The sequence below is a fragment of the Micromonospora sp. NPDC049257 genome, from assembly GCF_040678915.1.
GTDB classification, from domain to species: domain Bacteria; phylum Actinomycetota; class Actinomycetes; order Mycobacteriales; family Micromonosporaceae; genus Micromonospora; species Micromonospora antibiotica.
Window position 1 is genome coordinate 159046 of record NZ_JBFAQU010000003.1, and the last position, 20092, is coordinate 179137.

At 71.2% G+C, this 20092-nt stretch carries 17 protein-coding genes; 7 read left to right on the forward strand and 10 right to left on the reverse strand.

Annotation, left to right across the window (positions count from 1 at the left end; translation table 11 throughout):
- Positions 1 to 89: 89 nt before the first annotated feature.
- The 7 genes from AB0K25_RS06940 to AB0K25_RS06970 form a co-directional block, all read right to left on the reverse strand.
- Positions 90 to 800, reverse strand: a complete 711-nt coding sequence (locus AB0K25_RS06940) for an ABC transporter permease (protein ID WP_208568005.1) — start codon at positions 798 to 800, stop codon at positions 90 to 92.
- A complete protein-coding gene (locus tag AB0K25_RS06945) occupies positions 800 to 1750 on the reverse strand; it encodes an ABC transporter ATP-binding protein (protein WP_357535193.1) in 951 nt (316 codons plus the stop codon). The genes AB0K25_RS06940 and AB0K25_RS06945 overlap by 1 nt, the downstream gene beginning before the upstream one ends.
- Positions 1747 to 2631, reverse strand: a complete 885-nt coding sequence (locus tag AB0K25_RS06950) for an ABC transporter permease subunit (protein ID WP_363818976.1) — start codon at positions 2629 to 2631, stop codon at positions 1747 to 1749. The genes AB0K25_RS06945 and AB0K25_RS06950 overlap by 4 nt, the downstream gene beginning before the upstream one ends.
- The gene (locus tag AB0K25_RS06955) at positions 2624 to 3538 is read right to left on the reverse strand and encodes an ABC transporter ATP-binding protein (protein ID WP_208568002.1); all 915 of its coding nucleotides are present in this window, start codon (positions 3536 to 3538) and stop codon (positions 2624 to 2626) included. The genes AB0K25_RS06950 and AB0K25_RS06955 overlap by 8 nt, the downstream gene beginning before the upstream one ends.
- A gap of 110 nt (positions 3539 to 3648) precedes the next feature.
- Entirely contained in the window at positions 3649 to 5523 is a 1875-nt protein-coding gene (locus tag AB0K25_RS06960; RefSeq protein ID WP_363818979.1) for a CotH kinase family protein, read from the reverse strand.
- Positions 5523 to 6200 (reverse strand): DUF4956 domain-containing protein, encoded by a 678-nt coding sequence (locus AB0K25_RS06965; RefSeq protein WP_219464653.1) that lies wholly within the window; start codon positions 6198 to 6200, stop codon positions 5523 to 5525. Before AB0K25_RS06965 ends, AB0K25_RS06960 begins: the two co-directional genes overlap by 1 nt.
- Before the next feature lie 6 nt (positions 6201 to 6206).
- A complete protein-coding gene (locus AB0K25_RS06970) occupies positions 6207 to 7133 on the reverse strand; it encodes a polyphosphate polymerase domain-containing protein (RefSeq protein WP_219464654.1) in 927 nt (308 codons plus the stop codon).
- 175 nt (positions 7134 to 7308) lie between these two features.
- On the opposite strand from AB0K25_RS06970, the gene AB0K25_RS06975 reads away from it, so the two are divergent.
- The 4 genes from AB0K25_RS06975 to galT all read left to right on the forward strand — a co-directional run bounded on the left by AB0K25_RS06975 (position 7309) and on the right by galT (position 11549).
- Positions 7309 to 7914, forward strand: a complete 606-nt coding sequence (locus AB0K25_RS06975; RefSeq protein ID WP_363818983.1) for a DM13 domain-containing protein — start codon at positions 7309 to 7311, stop codon at positions 7912 to 7914.
- Positions 7915 to 8041: 127 nt separating this feature from the next.
- Complete coding sequence (gene cysC / locus AB0K25_RS06980; RefSeq protein WP_219464656.1) at positions 8042 to 9571, forward strand: adenylyl-sulfate kinase; 1530 nt, start codon at positions 8042 to 8044, stop codon at positions 9569 to 9571.
- A 98-nt stretch (positions 9572 to 9669) separates the two neighbouring features.
- Entirely contained in the window at positions 9670 to 10476 is an 807-nt protein-coding gene (locus AB0K25_RS06985; protein ID WP_208567999.1) for a DeoR/GlpR family DNA-binding transcription regulator, read from the forward strand.
- Entirely contained in the window at positions 10473 to 11549 is a 1077-nt protein-coding gene (gene galT, locus AB0K25_RS06990; RefSeq protein WP_219464658.1) for a galactose-1-phosphate uridylyltransferase, read from the forward strand. The genes AB0K25_RS06985 and galT overlap by 4 nt, the downstream gene beginning before the upstream one ends.
- A 481-nt stretch (positions 11550 to 12030) precedes the next feature.
- Here the strand turns inward: galT and AB0K25_RS06995 are convergent, their stop codons facing one another.
- On the reverse strand, positions 12031 to 13248 hold the full coding sequence (locus AB0K25_RS06995; protein WP_357535202.1) for an NADP-dependent isocitrate dehydrogenase: 1218 nt from the start codon (positions 13246 to 13248) through the stop codon (positions 12031 to 12033).
- A gap of 147 nt (positions 13249 to 13395) precedes the next feature.
- On the opposite strand from AB0K25_RS06995, the gene AB0K25_RS07000 reads away from it, so the two are divergent.
- Positions 13396 to 14274, forward strand: a complete 879-nt coding sequence (locus tag AB0K25_RS07000) for an MBL fold metallo-hydrolase (RefSeq protein WP_363818988.1) — start codon at positions 13396 to 13398, stop codon at positions 14272 to 14274.
- A 322-nt stretch (positions 14275 to 14596) separates the two neighbouring features.
- Here AB0K25_RS07000 and mdh read toward each other — a convergent pair whose 3' ends face one another.
- Both mdh and AB0K25_RS07010 read right to left on the reverse strand, forming a co-directional pair.
- Positions 14597 to 15547 (reverse strand): malate dehydrogenase, encoded by a 951-nt coding sequence (gene mdh, locus AB0K25_RS07005; RefSeq protein ID WP_219464661.1) that lies wholly within the window; start codon positions 15545 to 15547, stop codon positions 14597 to 14599.
- 501 nt (positions 15548 to 16048) lie between these two features.
- Positions 16049 to 16909: a bifunctional methylenetetrahydrofolate dehydrogenase/methenyltetrahydrofolate cyclohydrolase gene (locus AB0K25_RS07010; protein WP_208567994.1), complete on the reverse strand. Its 861-nt coding sequence runs from the start codon at positions 16907 to 16909 to the stop codon at positions 16049 to 16051.
- 415 nt (positions 16910 to 17324) lie between these two features.
- Here AB0K25_RS07010 and AB0K25_RS07015 point away from each other — a divergent pair, with 415 nt between their 5' ends.
- Complete coding sequence (locus tag AB0K25_RS07015; RefSeq protein ID WP_219464662.1) at positions 17325 to 18929, forward strand: ABC transporter substrate-binding protein; 1605 nt, start codon at positions 17325 to 17327, stop codon at positions 18927 to 18929.
- Between the two features lie 214 nt (positions 18930 to 19143).
- Positions 19144 to 20082, forward strand: coding sequence for an ABC transporter permease (locus tag AB0K25_RS07020; RefSeq protein WP_208567992.1), 939 nt, complete (start codon positions 19144 to 19146; stop codon positions 20080 to 20082).
- Positions 20083 to 20092 lie beyond the last annotated feature (10 nt).

The following is a 20092-nucleotide window of genomic DNA, read 5'->3' on the forward strand; positions in this document are numbered from 1 at the left end:
TCGCCGATGTGGCGGTACCCCTGCGACCGGGTACCACCACATCGGCGCAACGGTGTCGACCGGTCATCGTCCGGTCCGGCCGGACCGGGTCAGCTGGTTTCTCCGGCGACGCTGAAGGAGCGGAGCCGGTCGATCGCCAGGACGGTGAAGCCGACGCTCACCAGGGCGATCAACACGACCGCCACCGGCACCGAGACGGTCGTCGACAGCAGTGCCGTGGGGGCCATCCGGTCGGCCAGGGCGATCACCCACTGCTGGATCGACAGCACCCTGGTGCCGCTGACGAAGTTGCCCAGCAGCCCCTCCCAGATCAGCACGTACACCAGGCCGAGCAGCACCGGCCGCCGGGTGACCAGGCTGAGCGCCAGGAACAGCGCCGAGTAGGCCAGCGCACCCAGCGCCGAAGCGGCGGCGAGGGCCAGGCCGAGGCGTACCGAGTCGGCGAGCACGCCCGCGACGTAGAGCGGCACGGCGACGGTGACCGCGCTGACCCCGGCGGCCACGGCGAGTTTCGGCAGCACGATCTGCCAGCGCGGCAGCGGCTTGGTCAGGATGTGCACCACCGTGCCGTCGTCGATCTCCGCGCCCAGCACGCCGGTGCCGACGATGAGCGCCACCACCGGCAGCACCACGGCCAGACCGAGGCCGACCAGCACCGGCGACGCCCACTCGCCCGGGTCGACCCCGAGCGACCGGCAGAGCACGGCGAGCAGCACCAGCACCGCCGGCAGCGGCAGCAGCATGAGGAACCGGCGACGGCCGAAGAGCCCACGCGCGGTGATCCAGGAAACGGTCGACATCAGGCCTCCACCAGGTAGGAGAAGACGCTCTCCAGGGACTCGTCCTCGGGGGTCAACTGCCGGACCCGGATCTGCCGGGCGAGCGCGATCTTGGGCAGCGCCCGGGTGAACGCGCCGTAGTCGCCGGCCCGTACGGTCAGGCCGGTCTTGTCCAGCTCCACGCCGGTGACCGACGGGTCGGCCATCAACGCCACGGCCAGCGCCCGGTCGTCGGTGGAGCGGACCGCGAAGACGTGCGGTCGGTTGGTCATCAGCCGGCGGATGGTGCGGAAGTCGCCGGAGGCGGCCAGCCGCCCGGCGACCATCACCTGCACGGTGCCGGAGACCTGCTCGACCTCCTCCAGGATGTGCGAGCTGAACAGGATGGTCCGCCCGGCGTCGCCGAGGGAGTGCAGCAGGCCCATCATGTGCAGCCGCTGGCGCGGGTCCATCCCGTTGAACGGCTCGTCGAGCAGCAGCACCTGCGGGTCGTGCACCAGCGCGGCGGCCACCCGGGTGCGTTGCCGCATCCCCTTGGAGTACGTGCCGATCCGGCGGTCCTGAGCGTCGGTCATCTCGACCAGCTCGATCGCCCGGCGGGCGGCGGCCTCCGGGTCGGGCAACCGATGCAGCTTCGCGCTGGCCAGCACGAACTCCTTGGCGGTGAGGAAGGAGTGCACCGCCTCCCGCTCGCTGACCAGCCCGAGCCGGCGGTAGACGGCCGGGTTACGCCAGGTCGACTCGCCGTCGAGGGTGAGCGTGCCCCGGGACGGGGCGAGGAAGCCGGCCATCATGTGCAGCAGGGTGGTCTTGCCGGCGCCGTTCGGGCCGAGCAGGCCGGTCACCCCGGAGCCGAGCCGCATGGTGACGTCGTTGACCGCCACCACGTTGCCGTACCAGCGGGAGACCCCGGCGAGATCCAGGGTGCTGGTGGTGACCGCCGGCCGGGCGTCGGTGTCGAGTGTGGTCATCGGGCGGCCACCTTCCGGTATCGCAGCAGCAGCAGGGCGGTGCAGGCGGTGACCAGCAGCACGGCGACGATCGCGTAGACCGGGCCGAAGCTGCCGATCGGCATCCCGCCGCCCTGTCCCTCGGGCACCAGCAGGTCACCGAGCGCCCAGGTGCCCACCCCGCCGACCAGCGTCGACGGCGAGGCGAGGAAGGCCAGCTCGTTGACCGCGCGGGACGGCAGGATCGACAGCACGCCGACGACCGGGGTGGTCATCAGGAAGACCGCCACGATCCCACCGGCGGCGAAGGCCCGCTTGCCGGTGAGCGAGGCGACCAGCAGACCGATCGAGGCGAAGACCACCGCCCACAGCCCGGCGTAGAGCAACCCGGGCAGCAGGTCCAGCAGCTCGTTCCAGGTCCCGCGCAGGCCGTCGGGGGTGGTGAACGCCGCCCCCAGGAACATCACCAGCTGCGGCCCGCCCAGCAGCAGCCAGATCGCGCTGACCAGGGAGAGCAGCTTGGCCAGCGCGTAGTCGTCGCGCGGCAGCGGCCGGGAGAAGTAGAGCGGGAGCACGCCGCTGCGCAGGTCCCGGGAGACCAGCTCGGGGGCGGCCACCGCGACGAAGAAGATGACCAGCCAGCTCATCGCGTCGGCGAACTGGGCGTACGTCATCACCACCTCGCCGAGCTGGCTGCGGACGGCGGTAAGGCCCGCGGCCACCACGGTCACGATGCCGACGACCAGCCAGGGGAAGATCTTCGCCTTGGCGCTGCGGCCCAACCCGAAGACCGTCCGCAGGCCGTGCCCGTAGAGCGCGCCGAAGACGTGCCGGCGGCCCTGCCTCGGGCCGGTGTACCGCTGGTAGCCGATGTCGTGGATGACGCCGGTCGGCTCAGGCATTGCTGGGCTCCCTCGGGGCGAAGAGTTCGGCCACCCGGTGCCGGCGCTGGTCCAGCCGGTGCAGCGGCAGGTCCAGCTCGGCGACCACGCCGAGGATCAGGTCGTAGGTACGCTCGTCGACCAGCGGGACGAGCAGCATCCGGCCGTCGCGGGTCACCGGCAGGTCGAGCGCGGCGAGCCGGCCGGCCAGCTGGTCGGTGCCCTCGCTGACCTCGACGGCGAGCAGGTCGGTGGCCGAGGTCATCGCGTCGATCCGGTCGGCGCGCAGGAGCCGGCCACCGTCGATGGCGATCAGGGTGTCGCAGATCCGCTCCACCTCGCCGAGCAGGTGCGAGCAGACCAGCACGGAGATGCCGAATTCGGTGCCGATCCGGTGGACCAGGGCGAGCATGGCGTCCCGGCCGGCCGGGTCGAGGCCGTTGGTGGGCTCGTCGAGCAGCAGCAGGTCCGGGTCGTGCACCAGGGCCTGGGCGAGCTTGACCCGCTGCTTCATCCCGGTGGAGTAGCCGCCGACCGGCCGGTACCGCTCCTCGTAGAGGCCGACGTGCCGCAGCGTCTCGGAGGCGCGCTCGCGGGCCACCGTCCGGGGCAGGCCGCTCATCCGCCCGAGGTGGGTGACGAGTTCGGCGGCGGACAGGTCGGGTGGGAGCGCCTCGTGCTCCGGCATGTAGCCGACCCGGGCGCGGACCGCCGCCGGGTCGGTGGTGGGGTCGAGGTCGAGCACGGAGACCCGTCCGCTGGTCGGCGGGAGCAGGCCCAGCAGGATCTTTATCAGGGTCGACTTGCCGGCGCCGTTGGCGCCGACCAGCCCGATGATCCCCGGCTCGACCGCGACGGTGAGGTCGGTCAACGCGGTGACCCGGCCCCCGTACGTCTTGGTCAGCGACTCGGTCGCGATCAGTGTCACGCCGCCAGCCTAGGGAGGCGGCACCCTGGCGGGTATCCGGAATCGCCCGGGGACTTCCCTGAGGTCGGTGACGGGACGCGGGCCTGGTGCCGGCCCGCGTCCCGTCGGCTTCAGCTCCGGGTGATCACCTCGTGCTTGCCCAGGCTCTCGGTCCGCTGGCCGATAAGGGTGCGTAGCTGGGCCACGTCGGAGTCGACGGCGGCGGCGTCCGCCCCATCGACCTTCTTCAGCACCGTGCTGATCGCGGTGAGTGACTCCGCCGCCTTCCCGCTGCCGAAGACCTGTTGGTACAGCTCCCGGTAGGCGTCCTCGTAGGTCGCCTTGAAGGCGTCGCTGGCGAGGAAGCGCTCCTTGAGCTTGTGGCCCATCATCATCCCGCCGCGCGGGCCACCACCCTCGTTGTCCGCACCCCGGGCACCCGGCCCGGCTGGCTGCCCGGGTGGCGCTCCGGCCTGCTGACCCGGCTGCTGACCGGCCTGTTGCCCCGGCTGCTGGCCCGGCCCGCCCGGTGCTGCCTGGTCCGTGACCGCACCGTTGGCACCGGCCGCGCCGGGGAAGCCCCGGCCCGGGCCGAACCCGCCGCTGTCGTGCGGGCCCTGGCTGGCGTTGCCGCTGAAGGTCAGGTTGTGGTCCCAGCTGATCACGCTGAACTTCTTCGTCCCCAGGTCGTACCAGAGGTAGTAGTTCTTCCCCGGGCCGGCCATGTCGTCGAAGTTGAGCAGCAGGTTCTGCAACGCGACGTACCGGGCGAAGGACGCCACGTCCACCCTGTCGGCGAGGTGCGCGTCGAACTCCTCGTCGCTGGCCGAGTTCACCCACCGGATCAGGTTGATCACCGGTTGCAGGTCCTGACTGCCCTTCATGGTGATCTGCTTGAAGTCGTCGGCGTACTCGGTCGGATCGTCGCCCTGGTCGGTGAAGCTGCCGCTGGCCAGCGACTTGTAGAGCACCCCTGTGCCGTCCATCTGATCGGCGAAGTGCTCGTCCGGGTGCTCGACCAGCAGCCGGGCGGTGGTGGGCCGGTCGTTGACGGTGAACGAGGAGTACGCGTACCGCTGCGCGGGCTCACCCGTGGCGTCGAGCAGCGACAACGACAGGGCCTCGTTGAGCACCGTCGAGCCGCCGCCCATACCGCCCACCCGGACGGCCACCTCCCGGTGCCCCTGGTAGCGCCGGCCGTCGACGAACTCGTCGAAGCTGAGCAGCCACGGCAACGTCTCCGGCTCCTCGGCCTTCAACGCCGCCCGGGTCATCCCACCGGGGAACTGACCACCACCGGCCTGCTGACCGCCGCCGGCCTGCTCGCCTGTTCCGGGCTGCTGAGTGCCGGGAGCAGCCCCGTCCGGCAGCCCGCCGTCGGGGAATCCTGCGCCCTGCGGCAGCCCGCCGCCGGGGAATCCTGCGCCCTGCGGCAGCCCGCCGTCGGGGAATCCTGCGCCCTGCGGCAGCCCGCCGTCGGGGAATCCTGCGCCCTGCGGCGGCCCGCCGTCGGGTGGCCCGCCCGGGAACCCGCCGCCCGGTCGCGGCCCACCGCCGTTCTCACCCCGGCCCCCGGAGGGCCGCGTCTCGCCCTTCCAACTGAGCTGGCCGAGCGTCGAGTTGCCCTTGAGTCGGATGCCCACGCTGGGGATCGTGGTCCCGTCGACGGTCAGGTCGGCCTCGACGTACCCCTTCTCGCCCTCCTTCCAGTAGGCGTCGAGCATCCGCTCGTAGTCGGCGTTGCGGAACGTCAGCGAGATCTCGTGCGCGCGACCGGCGTCGAAGAGGTCGACGGTGCCGGGGATGTCCACGCTCACCACGTCGCCCCCGGAGCCCCCGGCACTTGTCACGTAGGGGCGGATCCGTTCCGTCCCCAGCACCAGGGTCAGTACGGCGAGGAAGGCCGCGCAGGTGGTGAGCAGCTTCCAGTTCTGCCGCACCCGGACCGGCAGTCGGCGACGCAGCCGGGGCGGCAGCACCGACCGGGTACGCAGGGACTGCGCCATCACAGGTCCGTCTGGTCGTAGCCGGTCAGCACGGTCACCCGCTGGCCCGAGGTCCGCTCGCTGAGCGCGCTGATCAGGTCACCCGGCTCGCCGCCCTTCTTCAACCGGACCGTGTACGTCATCTCGGTGAGCGCACCGGCCCGGATCGTCTCCATGCTGACCAGTTCGAATTCGGTGGTGTGCCGGACCAGCACGTCCTGGATGTCAGCGGTGTGGTTGCCGCCGGCCGGGACCTGGACCTTGACGACCTGCCGCTGCACGTTGAGCGCGAACCAGTTGAACCGGTACATCACCACGATGATCAGGCTGATCGCCACGGCGGCGACGACGGCCAGGCTGTAGAACCGGGTGCCGCAGGCCATCCCGACGCCCATCACCAGGAAGATGAAGCCGACGTCGCGGGTCTCCTTGATGGCGTTGCGGAACCGCACCACTGACAGCGCGCCGACCAGGGCGAAGGCCCGAGCGATGTTGGAGCCCACCACCAGCATGATCAGCGAGATCAGCATGCCCAGGATGATCAGCGTCTGGACGTACGACTGGCTGTACGACACGTTGCGGTGGGTGGACCGGTAGACCCAGCCGATCATGGCGCTGAGCAGGAAGGACAACGACAGCGTGAGGGCGATGTCGCCCGTGCTGAAGGTGCCGGACAGGTCCTGGAACGTGATGTCCATCGGGGTTCAGGCCTCGCTTCTCGGGGTGGGGGCCACCAGGTCGGCGGCGGGATCGGCATCCTGGACGTGGAAGATCGAGCGCGGCACGCGGCCGAACGCCTCGACGCTCTGGCAGTACTTGGAGACCCGCACCACCGACAGCTCGGCCCGGCCGGCCAGGTCGGTGAGCCAGTACGGGACCCGTTCGTTCGCCTTGACCTCGACGATCGACTTCGAGGCCGGAATGATCAGGCGGTTCTCGGCGTCCGCGCCGAGGTGGAAGTCGCGGTCCCGGCCGCGCACCCGGTGGTCGAGGGTGACCCGCAGGCCCAGGTCGGCTGCTTGGCCGACGAACGCCTCACGCTGGTAGCCGGTCATCGCCACCGGACGCAGGTCGAGGCCGGAGACGAGTCCCAGCACCTCCTCGACGAAACCGCGCTGGGAGGGATCGTGTTCGATCATGACGCGCTCGTCGCAGAGTTGGCGGGCCACCCGGTAGGGCACGGCGATCCGGCGCTTCTGGGTGACCCGGTTGACCCGCTGCTTGATCTCGACGTGCACGGTCCCGTCGTCGGTCACGCCGGACCGGTCGCCGTAGTGGCGTACCCGCAGCTTGCGACGGAACTTCAGCCCCTCGATCTTCTCCCAGTAGAAACGCAGGTCGGTGGTGTCGTAGTAGACGCTCCAGACGCCGTAGCCACCGTCACCGCCGTGCGCGTCGGGCGTCATCCGGGCGGCGAGTGCGGCCCGCAACGCCGGTACCTTCGTCGTCTCGACCAGGTACTTGATCTCGTACCGGTTGAACGCGTGCAGCTTGCTCGGCGCCCGGAGGGCGTGGCCGGCGTGGTCGGTGTCACCAGCAGGGGGCGACGACTCGCGGTGCCCTCGGGCGGAGGGTTCGGCGATGGTGGACGGATCGGATCCGGGGGTCCGGCGGGGGAATCGTAGTCGCATGCGGTGGGCGCTCTCTGGTCGCGAAGGGGTCGCCGGCAGCTAAGGCGACCGGACCGGAAAGTCGATGTGAACGACCTATGAACGAGCTATGGATCGTGGATGTCCGACGACGGTAAGGCTTTCGTAACGCCGCCGGCCGGTGCCCGGCCGCCGCGGTCCGGCAAGACTGAGCGGCATGTCCCGTCGACCGTTTCGTACCCCGCTGACCTGGGTCGCCGTCGCCGTCCTCGGTGTCGGCGTCGCCTTCGGCCTGTACTGGTTCCAACCCTGGAAGGTGGTGACCGACAACCAGGTCGACGAGCAACTCTCCGAGGTGGACGCCGCCCCGGCCGGCACCACCCCGACCGACGCCCCCGGCGGCACGCCCACCGGGACCACCCCCGCCGGCACCACGCCGACCACCGGCAGCCCCACCAGCACCCGGCCGGTGGTGGTCAGCCGGGGAGAGTTCGTCAGTCATGAACACGACACCTCGGGCACCGCCCGGATCGTCCGTACCGCAGACGGGGGGCACCGGCTGGAACTGGTCGGGTTGGACACCTCCAACGGCCCCGACCTGAAGGTCTGGCTGACCGACCAGCCGGTCCGCACCGGCCGGGCCGGCTGGGGCGTGTTCGACGACGGCCGCCGGGTTGAGCTGGGCCGACTCAAGGGCAACAAGGGCGACCAGGCGTACGCCATCCCGTCCGGTGCCGACCCCGCCGGGCTGACGAGTGTCGCGATCTGGTGTCAGAGATTCGCCGTCTCGTTCGGTGCCGCACCCCTGGTTCCGGTGGGTTGACCTCGCTCATCGACCGGTCGACACCCTCCCCCGTTGATCCACTTCCGGGTCGGCAGTGGAGTGGCGCTCTCGACCGATCGCCGGCCGACTGAGAAACTGTGATCCGGCCAGCGAGTGAGGGGTACGGATGAGCAACGGTTCAGTGCTGCCCGAGGACGTGCTGCGGGATGCCCCCGCGTACGCGCCGCGCCCCGGTGAGCTGGCCGATCTGGAGTTGCTGCTGAGCGGGGCGTACACCCCGCTGGCCGGCTTCATGACCCGCGCCGACCTGGCCTCGCTACAGCGTCGCGGTCGGCTGGCCGACGGCACCTCCTGGCCGGTCCCGGTGACCCTCCAGGTGCCCACCGCCGTCGCCGACGGGCTGGACCAGGCCGACCCGGGCCGGCGGACGCTGGTGCTCACCGACGGCGAGGGTGCCCCGGTGGCGGCCCTTGAGGTGACCGACGTCTGGCCGGTCCGCGAGGGTGTGGCCGGGCTGGGCGGCCCGGTCCGCCGGCTCGGCGACGGCGGGCACGGCCCGTTCCAGCGGCTGCGCCGGGGTCCGGAGGAGATCCGACCGCTGCTGCCCCCGGGACGGGTGCTCGGGGTGATCGCCGACCGGCCGCTGCACCGGCCGCAGCTGGCGCAGATCGCGCACGCGGCCCGTACCCTCGGCGCGCACCTGCTGGTGATGATCCCGGTCGGCGAGGACGGCGCGGGTGGGTTGCCCACCGAGGCCCTGGTCCGCAGCGTTTTCGCCGCCCGGGACCGGATGCCCCCGGCGACCCTGGTCGCGGTGCCGCTGCCCCGCCGCGCCGACGAGATCAGCGACGCCCTGTTGCGGGCGAGGATCTCCGCCGCGTACGGGGTGACCCACCTCCTCTCCACCGGCGCCATGCTCTCCGGGGCGGGGCTGCGGGTGCTGGTCCCCCGCGAGCTGGCCTACGACAGCCGGGACGGCCAGTGGCGCTGGCGGGACGACATCCCGCCGCGTAACCGCAAGCTGGCGCTGAGCGAGGCGGAGATCGACGACCTGCTCGACCGGGGGTTCCCGCTGCCCGAGTGGCACACCCCGCCGGCAGTGGCCAAGGAGCTCGCCCGGGCCCGCCCGCCGCGCCGGCACCGGGGGCTGGTGGTCTTCCTGACCGGGCTCTCCGGTTCCGGCAAGTCGACCATCGCCCGGGGGCTCGCCGACCTGCTCCGGGAGCAGGGCGAGCGCACGATCACCCTGCTCGACGGCGACGTGGTACGCCGGGAGTTGTCGGCCGGGTTGACCTTCAGCCGGGCCGACCGGGACGCCAACGTCCGGCGGATCGGCTGGGTGGCGGCCGAGATCGCCAGGCACCGGGGGGTGGGCATCTGCTGCCCGATCGCCCCGTACGCCCAGGCCCGGGCCGCCGTGCGGGAGATGGCCCGGTCCGCCGGGGCGGGGTTCCTGCTGGTGCACGTGGCCACCCCGTTGGAGGTCTGTGAGCAGCGCGACCGCAAGGGGCTGTACGCCCGCGCCCGGGCCGGCCTGCTCACCGGGATGACCGGCATCGACGACCCGTACGAGACGCCGACCGATGCCGATCTGGTGGTCGACACCACCGGCCAGAGCATCGAGGAGGCGGTGCAGGCGGTGATGAACCATCTCACCGAGACCGGCTGGGTGGAGCCGCGCCTGCCGTCCGCCTGACCTCGGGGTTCTACTTCCGCCGCTGCCTGCTGCGCGCTAGTGTTCAATCTTGTTTGAACACGTTCGAGCGCGTGCAGGTGTGCGGGGAGGTACGGCGGATGCTGGCACGGCAGCGACAGGCGACGATCCTCGACCGGGTCCGGACCGCCGGTGGCGTACGGGTCACCGAGCTGGCTGCCGAGTTCGGTGTCTCCGACATGACCATCCGGCGGGACCTGGACACGCTGCACGACCAGGGGCTGCTGGCCAAGGTGCACGGCGGGGCCACCACCACCGGCCCCGGCTCGACCGACGAACCGGGCTTCCACGCCAAGTCCGTCCGGCAGTCCGCCGAGAAGGCCGCCATCGCCGGCCACGCGGCCGAACTGGTCCGGCCCGGTGCGGCGATCGCCCTCTCCGCCGGCACCACCACCGCCGAGCTGGCCCGCCGCCTGGTCGACGTCGCCGGGCTGACCGTGGTGACCAACTCGCTGCCGGTGGCCGAGATCCTGCACACCGCCGGCCGCCCCGACCAGACCGTGGTGCTGACCGGCGGGGTACGCACCCCGTCCGACGCGCTGGTCGGCCCGCTGGCCGTGGAGGCCATCCGGTCGCTGCACCTGGACCTGCTCTTCCTCGGCGTACACGGGATCACCGAGCGGGCGGGTTTCACCACCCCCAACCTGATGGAGGCGGAGACCGACCGGGCCCTGGTGGAGGCCGCCGACCGGCTGGTCGTCCTCGCCGACCACACCAAGTGGGGCACCGTGGGCATCTCCTCCATCGTCGGCCTGGGCGCCGCCGACGTGCTGGTCAGCGACGACCGGTTGGCCCCCGAAGCGCGCCGGGTGATCGACGAGAAGGTGGGCGAGCTGGTGATCGTGACAGGCACGGGCCGGGCGACCGGGCAGGAGACGACGCGGTGAAGCGTACGGCGATCGAGCTGGCCGACGGCCGCGAGCTGATCTACTTCGACGAGCGGGACGACGCCGTCCGGGACCAGCCGGACCAGCGGGAGCTGCCCCCACCTCCGCCGGCCTCCCAGCTACGGTACGACCCGCTCACCGACGAGTGGGTGGCGGTGGCGGTGCACCGGCAGACCCGGACCTTCCTCCCCCCGGCCGACCAGTGCCCGCTGTGCCCGTCCCGGGGCGACCGGCACAGCGAGATCCCCGCCCCCGACTACGACGTGGCGGTCTTCGAGAACCGGTTCCCCTCGCTGAGCCAACGGATCGCCGACGAGCCGGCCGAGATCACCGGGTTCACCCCGGTCCGCCCCGGCCAGGGACGCTGCGAGGTGGTCTGCTTCACCGACGACCACCGGGCGTCCTTCGCCAGCCTCTCCCCCGCCCGGGTCCGGCTGGTGCTGGACGCGCTGGCCGACCGGACCACGGCGGTCGGCGCACTGCCCGGGGTGGAGCAGGTGTTCTGCTTCGAGAACCGGGGGGTGGAGATCGGCGTCACCCTGCACCACCCGCACGGCCAGATCTACGCGTACCCGTTCGTCACACCGCGTACCCGGTCGCTGCTCGCGGCGGCCCGCCGGCACGCGGAGCGCACCGGCGGCGGCAACCTCTACGCCGACGTGCTCGCCACCGAGCGCGCCGCCGGGGACCGGGTGGTCGCGGCCAACGACCACTGGACGGCGTACGTGCCGGCGGCGGCCCGCTGGCCGTTCGAGGTGCACGTCGCGCCGCACCGGCCGGTGCCGGACATCCCGGCGCTCGACGACGCCGAACGGGACGCGTTCGGCCCGCTCTACCTGGACGTGCTCCGCCGCTTCGACGGGCTGTTCGACCTGCCCATGCCGTACATCGCGGCCTGGCACCAGGCGCCGGTGCGGATCGACCGGGAGCTGGGCCACCTGCACCTCCAGCTGTTCACCATCCGCCGGGCGAAGGACAAACTGAAGTACCTGGCCGGCTCCGAGTCGGGCATGGGGGTCTTCATCAACGACATCGCCCCCGAGCGCGCCGCCGAGCTCCTGCGCGCCGGCTGACCCCGCTCCCCTGCCCGCCGGCCGACCCCGCACAGCAGGACGCGGGGGGCCCGGGACGGGCCCCCCGCGGGGAAGGGACGGCTGGCTGTGCTCGACAGCCCGGGAGGCTTGTCGATCGGCACTGGTGCCGTGCGGTGACCGACGTGCTCCCTGGACGCGACTGGCACCACGTCCACCCGGCTCAACGACCTCTTCCCCGACCGGTGACGCCGCCGTCACCCGGACGGGTGGCACCGCCGGTGCCGCCGACCGCAGGCCGCCGGTGCTGCCGGGGCCTGTGCTGCCGGGGTCGCCGGTTCCGGTGCTGCCTGTGCTGCCGGTGCCGGTGCTGCCGGGGCTGCCGGTGCCGGTGCTGCCGGGGCTGCCGGTGCCGGTGCTGCCGACCTTCTGGCACACCGGTGCCGCCGGTGCGCGTCGCCGGGCCGCAGACGACGGAACCCGTCGGCGGACCGCCGACGGGTTCCGTGGGTACGGGCGAGGGTCAGGCGCTGAGCCTGCGCGCCAGGTTCTCGTCGAGGGTGTTCATGAACTCGTCGGTGCTCTGCCACGGGGCGTCGCGCGAGATGAGCAGCGCGAGGTCCTTGGTCATCTGGCCGGACTCGACGGTGTCGACGATGACCTGCTCCAGGGTGTCGGCGAACTCGGTGACCGCCGGGGTGCCGTCCAGCTTGCCCCGGTGGGCCAGGCCCCGGGTCCAGGCGTAGATCGAGGCGATCGGGTTGGTCGAGGTCTTCTCGCCCTTCTGGTACTGCCGGTAGTGCCGGGTGACCGTGCCGTGCGCGGCCTCCGCCTCGACGGTACGACCGTCCGGGGAGAGCAGCACGGAGGTCATCAGGCCGAGCGAGCCGAAGCCCTGCGCGACGGTGTCGGACTGCACGTCACCGTCGTAGTTCTTGCAGGCCCAGACGTAGCCGCCCTCCCACTTGAGCGCGGCGGCGACCATGTCGTCGATGAGCCGGTGCTCGTAGGTGATGCCGGCGGCGGCGAACTCGTCCTTGAACTCGTTCTCGAACACCTCGGCGAAGAGGTCCTTGAACCGGCCGTCGTACGCCTTGAGGATGGTGTTCTTGGTGGACAGGTAGACCGGGTAGCCCCGGTCCAGGCCGTACCGGAACGAGGCGCGGGCGAAGTCCCGGATCGACTCGTCGTAGTTGTACATGCCCATGGCGATGCCGCCGCCGGAGAAGTTGGCGACCTCCATCTCCATCGGGGTGCCGCCGTCGGCCGGGGTGTAGGTGATGGTCACCGTGCCCGGGCCGGGGACCACGAAGTCGGTGGCCTTGTACTGGTCGCCGTGGGCGTGCCGGCCGATGATGATCGGCTTGGTCCAGCCGGGGACCAGCCGGGGCACGTTCGACATGATGATCGGCTCGCGGAAGACGACGCCGCCGAGGATGTTACGGATGGTGCCGTTCGGCGACCGCCACATCTTCTTGAGGCCGAACTCCTCCACCCGGGCCTCGTCCGGGGTGATGGTGGCGCACTTGACGCCGACGCCGTGCTCCTTGATGGCGTTCGCGGCGTCGATGGTCACCTGGTCGTCGGTGGCGTCCCGGTGCTGGATCGACAGGTCGTAGTAGTGCAGGTCGACGTCGAGGTAGGGCAGGATCAGCTGCTCCCGGATCTGCTTCCAGATGATCCGGGTCATCTCGTCGCCGTCGAGCTCTACGACCGGGTTGTTTACCTTGATCTTCGCCATCGGCCGGCGCTCCTCTCGGGGGACACGTGCTCAAGCAGTACGAGCGTACTGGAAACCGGTTCACGGCACCGAGCCGGCCTCGACCCGGCGGCCCCGGACGGCCAAAATCACCGCGTGGGCCGGGGCGGACCCTGGCACCATCACCGGATGCCACTGAGCCGCACCCTCGGGTCTATCACGGTCACCGCCCTCACCGACGGCGAGGGACCGTTCTTCCAGCCCCGGACGCAGGCATTCCCCGCAGCCACCGCCGCACACTGGCGCGAGGCGGACCGGCGCGAACCCGGTTCGGTCACCGACGACGGCGACTGGTGGCTGCCGTTCCGCGCCTTCGCGCTGCGCGTCGGGGACGGGCCGGTGACCCTGGTCGACGCCGGCATCGGGCCGGCCGACTCGCCCGCCGCGAGCTGGGCACCGGTCCCCGGTCGGCTGCCGGCCGAACTGGCCGTCGCCGGCATCGACCCGGCCGACGTACACACCGTGATCCTCACCCACCTGCACAGCGACCACATCGGCTGGGCGGTGACCGGCACCCCGGGCCGGCCCTACTTCCACAACGCGACCTACCTGCTCCAGCGGGCCGAGCTGGCCGCCGTGGAGAGCATCAACCCGGGACTGCCGGCCGGTCTGATCGCGCCGTTGCGCGCCGCCGGCCAGCTCCGCGTGGTCGACGGCGACACCACCCTCACCCCCGGGGTACGCCTGCTACCCACCCCCGGGCACACCCCCGGCCACCAGTGCGTGCTGGTCGACACCGGCGACGACCGGATCCTGTTCACCGGCGACCTGCTGGTGCACGTGGTGCAGCTGATCGACCCGGAGCTGGCCTACGCCCACGAGGCGGACCCGACCACCGCCCGAGACTCCCGCACCACCCTGCTCGACCAGCTCGCCACCACCTCCACCCCCACCCTCCTAGCCACCCCCCACCTCACCGCCCCCTTCACCCCCCACCCGCCCACCCTCGCCCCACCCCGTCCCACCTCGCCCCGTCCCACCTCGCCCCGTCCCACCTCGCCCCGGTGATCAAGAGGTTTCGGTCATGCCAGGGCGATTTCCTGACCCAAACCTCTTGATCACCACCGGAGCCGGGCACCTGCCAGCGGTGATCAAGAGGTTTGGGTCACGTCAGGGCGGTTTCCTGACCGAAACCTCTTGATCACCCGCCGCGAGCCCTGACCCAATGCAGTGATCAAGAGGTTTGGGTCAACTCAGGCCGACTGGTTGACGCAAACCTCTTGATCACCGGGGCAGGGACGGCGGGACGGGCGGGACGGGGTGGGGTGGGGACGGCGCAGGGGCGGGACGGCGGAAGCCGTCCCGCCCCTGCGGCGGATGGTTCAGCGGATCACATGCTGGCCACGTCGGCCTGCTTGGCGCGGACGGCCTCGGCGGCCTCCTTGAGGCTGGCCAGCTCGTCGGCGTCCAGGTCGGTCTCGACGACCCGCTTCACGCCCTCCGCGCCGATCTCGGCCTCGACGCCCAGGTAGACCCCGGAGATGCCGTACTCGCCGTCGACCCAGGCGCAGACCGGCATGACCGCGCCGGAGTCCTCGGCCACGGCCCGTGCCATCCGGGCGGCGGCGGCGGACGGGGCGTAGTACGCCGAACCGGTCTTGAGCAGCGCGACGACCTCGGCGCCACCGTTGCGGGTCTTGACGACCAGCTCCTCGATCTGCTCGGCGGGCATCGCGTCGCGCAGCGGCTTGCCGTTGACGGTGCTCTGCGACGGCACCGGGACCATGGTGTCGCCGTGCGAGCCGAGGGTCAGCGTCTTGACCGACTTCACCGGTACGTCGAGGGCCTCGGCGACGAAGTTGGTGAACCGGGCGCTGTCGAGCATGCCGGCCTGGCCGAGCACCCGGTTCTTGGGGAACTGGGTGGCGAGCTGGGCGAGCGCGGTCATCTCGTCGAGCGGGTTGGACACCACGATCACGACGGCGTTCGGGGCGTACTTGGCGACGTTCTCGGCGACCTGCCGCACGATCTTGGCGTTGGTCTCCAGCAGGTCCATCCGGCTCATGCCCGGCTTACGGGGCAGACCTGCGGTGATCACCACGACGTCCGAGCCCTCGATGGCCTCGTAGCCCTCGCCGTTGGGGCCGGTGGTGGCACCGACGACCTTGGTCTCGAAGCCCTCGATCGCGCGGGACTGGTTGAGGTCCAGCGCGAGACCCGCCGGCTTGCCCTCCACGATGTCGGTGATCACGACGGTGTCGAAGACGTCGTACTCGGCCAGGCGCTGTGCGGTGGTGGAGCCGTAGAACCCGGCCCCGACGACAGTGACCTTCTTACCCATGGTCGTCCCACTCCCCTGCTACCAGTCGGTTTTCCCGACCGTAACAGTCAACGTGGCACCGTTCGGGCCAGGGGCGGCGACCATCCCCGGGATGGGGCCAACGTCACCACCGCCCGGTTCCCGGTGGGGTACGCGGTGGGCGGCGGCACCTGCGGCGGAGCATCCCGGTAGCGCAGGCGTGCGCCACCGCCGCGCAGGGCAGACCACCCGCCCAGCAGGGAACACCCGCCGCCGCGCTGGGGAGTCAACCGCCAAGCGGGGAAGGCCGGCCGCCCAGCGGGGAAGGCCGGCCGCCCAGCGGGGAAGGCCGGCCGCCCAGCGGGACAGCCGGCCACCCAGCAGATGAGGTCAGCCGGCAGCGGGGAGTCAACAACCAAGCGGGACAGCCGGCCACCCGGCAGGGGAGGTCAGCCGGCACGGGAGGTCAGCCGTCAGCGGGGGGAGCCGCCGGACGGCAGCGGAGGTCAGCCGGCAGCGGGGGAACCCGGGCGGCAGGGGAGGTCAGCCGCGTTCGGCGCGTTCGACGACGTTGGTGAGCAGCATGGCCCGGGTCATCGGCCCGACGCCGCCCGGCATCGGCGCGAGCCGGGCGGCGACCTGGGCCACCTCCGGGTCCACGTCGCCGGTGTAGCGGCCCTTGCCGTCGTCGCCGATCACCCGGGTGATGCCGACGTCGACCACCGTGGTGCCCGGGGTGACCATGTCGGCGGTGAGCAGGCCGGGCACCCCGGCGGCGACGATGACGATGTCGGCGGCGCGGGTGTGGGCGGCGAGGTCGAGGGTGCCGGTGTGGCACAGGGTGACGGTCGCGTTCTCGCTGCGCCGGTTGAGCAGCAGGCCGAGCGGCCGGCCGACGGTGTTGCCCCGGCCGACCAGGGCGACGTTGGCACCGCGCAGCGGCACGTCGTACCGGCGGAGCAGCTCGACGATGCCGCGCGGGGTGCAGGGCAGTGGGCCGTCGTAGCCGAGCACCAGCCGGCCCAGGTTCACCGGGTGCAGGCCGTCGGCGTCCTTGTCGGGGTCGATCAGCTCCAGGGCCCGCTGGGTGTCGAGGTGCGCCGGCAGCGGCAGCTGGACGATGTAGCCGTGGCAGCCCGGGTCGGCGTTCAGCTCGGTGAGCACGTCGTCGAGCTGCTGCTGGGTGGCGTCGGCGGGCAGCTCCCGGCGGATCGAGGCGATGCCCACCTCGGCGCAGTCGCGGTGCTTGCCGTTGACGTACGCCTCCGAGCCGGGGTCCGCGCCGACCAGGACGGTGCCCAGGCCGGGGGTGACCCCTCGCTCGGCCAACGCCTTGACCCGTACCCGCAGCTCGTCCTTGATCTTGGCTGCGGTCGCCTTGCCGTCCAGGATGATCGCCGTCACGACCAGATCGTCTCACGGCCGGCGGACGGCGAGCCGGCGACGGGGCGGCCGTCACTTTGAGTTACGTGCCATTGGTCACTTTGTGTCACCTTAGTGTGGCAGGCCACGACGTCGTGGCGGACGGAAGACCCCACACCGACTGCGGGCCGGACAGGCGACGCATACCCCCCACGGCGACCGATCGGCCCTCCGTGGGCATCCGACACCCCCTCCACGCCCATAGTGAGCAGCAAAAATCGCTTCTCCCCGATACCAGGCGAGCAGAACAACCACAAGGGCACTGCCGGTGGTCCGTTATCCGTTCGCAACGCTTCCGTTGTCGTCGGGCCGATCCCGACCTACCGTTGCCGGACGTTGCGCAGAGTCACCCAGCGCCGGGTCCGGCTGCGCTACGTAATGAGATGAGGAGACCCCCATGCGTGTGCGCAGGCTTGCTGCCTGGACCGCTCTCCCGCTCGCGGTGACCCTGGGCCTGGCGGCCTGCGGCTCGGGCGGCGGCAGCGGAACCGGTCAGTCCGACCCCAACGCGGCCGTGCGGATCGAGATCGCCGAGCCGCAGCACCTGGTGCCGACCAACACCAACGAGACCAGCGGTTCGCAGGTGCTCGCCGCCCTGTTCAGCCCACTGGTCGACTACGACGAGGCCAACAAGCCCTACGAGGTGGCGGCCGAGTCGGTCACCTCGTCGGACAACAAGGTCTGGACGGTCAAGCTCAAGGACGGCTACACCTTCCACAACGGCGAGAAGGTCACCGCCGACAACTACCTCGACGCCTGGAACTACGGCGCGTACGCCCCCAACGGGCAGAACTCCAGCTACTTCTTCGAGAAGATCGCCGGGTACGCCGACCTGCAGGGCGACAAGCCGGCTGCCGAGCGGCTGTCCGGGCTGAAGAAGGTCGACGACCTGACCTTCACCGTCACGCTGACCGAGCCGTACAGCGAGTTCAAGACGATGCTCGGGTACACCGCCTTCTATCCGCTGCCGAAGGCCGCCTTCTCGGGGCCCGGCACGCTGAAGGAGGGCTACGAGCAGGCCCCGATCGGGCAGGGCCCGTTCCGGATGAAGGGCTCCTGGCAGCACGACGCCAAGGTCGAGGTGGAGCGCTACGACGCCTTCCCCGGCGAGCAGCCGAAGGTGGGCGGGGTCGAGTTCCGGATCTACCAGCAGCCCACCGCCGCGTACGCGGACGTGCTGTCGGACAACCTCGACGTGATCAAGACGATCCCGACCGAGAACCTGTCGACCGCCGCGACCGACCTGGGCGACCGGTTCCAGCAGAGCCCGGCATCGTCGTTGCAGGTGCTGGCCTTCCCGACCTTTCAGAAGGAGTTCAGCAAGCCCGAGGTGCGCAAGGCCATCTCGATGGCGATCGACCGGGACGAGATCACCAAGTCGATCTTCAAGGACTCGCAGCAGCCGGCCCGCTCGTTCGTCTCGCCGGTGGTCGCGGGTTACCGGGAGAACACCATCGGCGCGGCCGGCGAGTTCGACCCGGCCAAGGCGAAGTCGGCGTACGAGGCCGCCGGTGGCCCGAAGAAGATCGAGCTGTCGTACAACGGCGACGGTGGGCACAAGGACTGGATCGACGCGACCTGCAACCAGCTCAAGGCCAACCTGGGTGTGGAGTGCGTCGGCACCGCCGAGCCCAAGTTCGCCGACCTGCTGACCAAGGTCAAGGCGAAGCAGCCGGTGGGCCTGTTCCGGATGGGCTGGGTGATGGACTACCCGTCGATGGAGAACTACCTCGGCCCGCTGTACAGCACGAACGGTTCGTCGAACTACTACGGCTACAGCAACCCGGAGTTCGACAAGCTGCTCGTCGAGGGCGCCAAGGCCCCGAACGAGGAGGCCGCGATCGCGAAGTACCAGGCGGCGGAGGACCTGCTGGCCAAGGACCTGCCGGTGATCCCGCTGCGCTACGGCCAGAACAACTTCGGCCACTCGACCAAGGTGAAGAACGTCCAGATGGACCTCTTCGACCGGATCGACCTGCTGAAGATCGAGGCGGTCAGCTAGTCCGGGCGGCGCGAACGGCCGCCAGCAGGTGAAGGGGCGGCGTCGGCGAACGGCCGCCGGCAGATGAAGGCGCGGCGGCGGCGAACGGCCGACCGGCACGTGCAGGGCGCGTCGGCGGCAACGGGGCCGTCGACGGGAGCAACGGGTCGGGTCATCGGTGGACGGTGGCCCGACCCGCCTCCGTCTCCGCCCCTTATCAGCAAGACTGCACAGTATGTTCCGCTTCGTTCTGCGGCGTCTGCTCCAGATGGTCCTCGCCTTCTTCGGGACCACGCTGATCGTGTACGCCCTGATGTTCGCCGGCCAGGGCGACCCGATCCAGGCGCTGGCCGGCGAACGGCCGGTCACCCCGGCCCAGCGGGCGTACCTCACGGAGAAGTTCCACCTCGACCGGACCGGGATCGGCGGCTTCTTCTACCGCTACCTCGACTACCTCAAGAACCTGCTCCAGGGTGACCTCGGCCAGTCGCTGACCGGCCGATCGATCGGGGACATCCTCGCCGCCGCCTGGCCGGTCACCGTCAAGCTGGCCGTGATCGCGATGGCCGTGACGATCCTGTTCGGGGTCACCGCCGGGGTGCTCGCCGGCATCCGCCGGGCCAGCCTCTTCGACAACGCCACGCTGGTGCTGACCCTGCTGGTGCTGGGCATCCCCACCATCGTGCTGGCCCCGCTCGCGCAGTACCTGCTCGGCGTCCGCTGGCCGATCTTCCCCCCGACCGCCGGCGCCGACCCCGACCTGTGGGCCCTGCTGCTGCCCGGCATCGTGCTCGGCTCCCTGTCGCTGGCCACCGCGCTGCGGCTGACCCGGACCTCGGTCGCCGAGAACCTGCGCGCCGACTACGTCCGCACCGCCCGGTCGAAGGGGCTGGTCCGGCGGCGGATCATCGGGGTGCACGTACTGCGTAACTCGCTCATCCCCGTGATCACCTTCCTCGGCGTCGAGCTGGGCAACCTGATGAGCGGCGCGATCATCACCGAGGGCGTGTTCAACATCCCGGGGGTGGGCTTCAACCTGTTCCGGGGCATCCGCACCGAGGACGGCCCGCTGGTGGTGGGCATCGTCAGCGTGCTCGTCGTCGTCTACCTGGTCGCCAACCTGGTGGTGGACGTCCTGTACGCCGTACTCGATCCGAGGATCCGCTATGAGTGAGCGCGACGAG

Coding starts and splice junctions, on each gene's coding strand:
- mdh (WP_219464661.1), bottom strand. CDS start 15,547: ATGGGTAAGAAGGTCACTGTCGTCGGGGCCGGGTTCTACGGCTCCACC.
- AB0K25_RS07000 (WP_363818988.1), top strand. CDS start 13,396: ATGCCACTGAGCCGCACCCTCGGGTCTATCACGGTCACCGCCCTCACC.
- AB0K25_RS06950 (WP_363818976.1), bottom strand. CDS start 2,631: ATGCCTGAGCCGACCGGCGTCATCCACGACATCGGCTACCAGCGGTAC.
- AB0K25_RS06940 (WP_208568005.1), bottom strand. CDS start 800: ATGTCGACCGTTTCCTGGATCACCGCGCGTGGGCTCTTCGGCCGTCGC.
- AB0K25_RS06965 (WP_219464653.1), bottom strand. CDS start 6,200: ATGGACATCACGTTCCAGGACCTGTCCGGCACCTTCAGCACGGGCGAC.
- AB0K25_RS06995 (WP_357535202.1), bottom strand. CDS start 13,248: ATGGCGAAGATCAAGGTAAACAACCCGGTCGTAGAGCTCGACGGCGAC.
- AB0K25_RS06975 (WP_363818983.1), top strand. CDS start 7,309: ATGTCCCGTCGACCGTTTCGTACCCCGCTGACCTGGGTCGCCGTCGCC.
- AB0K25_RS06985 (WP_208567999.1), top strand. CDS start 9,670: ATGCTGGCACGGCAGCGACAGGCGACGATCCTCGACCGGGTCCGGACC.
- AB0K25_RS06960 (WP_363818979.1), bottom strand. CDS start 5,523: ATGGCGCAGTCCCTGCGTACCCGGTCGGTGCTGCCGCCCCGGCTGCGT.
- AB0K25_RS07015 (WP_219464662.1), top strand. CDS start 17,325: ATGCGTGTGCGCAGGCTTGCTGCCTGGACCGCTCTCCCGCTCGCGGTG.
- cysC (WP_219464656.1), top strand. CDS start 8,042: ATGAGCAACGGTTCAGTGCTGCCCGAGGACGTGCTGCGGGATGCCCCC.
- AB0K25_RS06945 (WP_357535193.1), bottom strand. CDS start 1,750: ATGACCACACTCGACACCGACGCCCGGCCGGCGGTCACCACCAGCACC.
- AB0K25_RS07020 (WP_208567992.1), top strand. CDS start 19,144: ATGTTCCGCTTCGTTCTGCGGCGTCTGCTCCAGATGGTCCTCGCCTTC.
- AB0K25_RS06970 (WP_219464654.1), bottom strand. CDS start 7,133: ATGCGACTACGATTCCCCCGCCGGACCCCCGGATCCGATCCGTCCACC.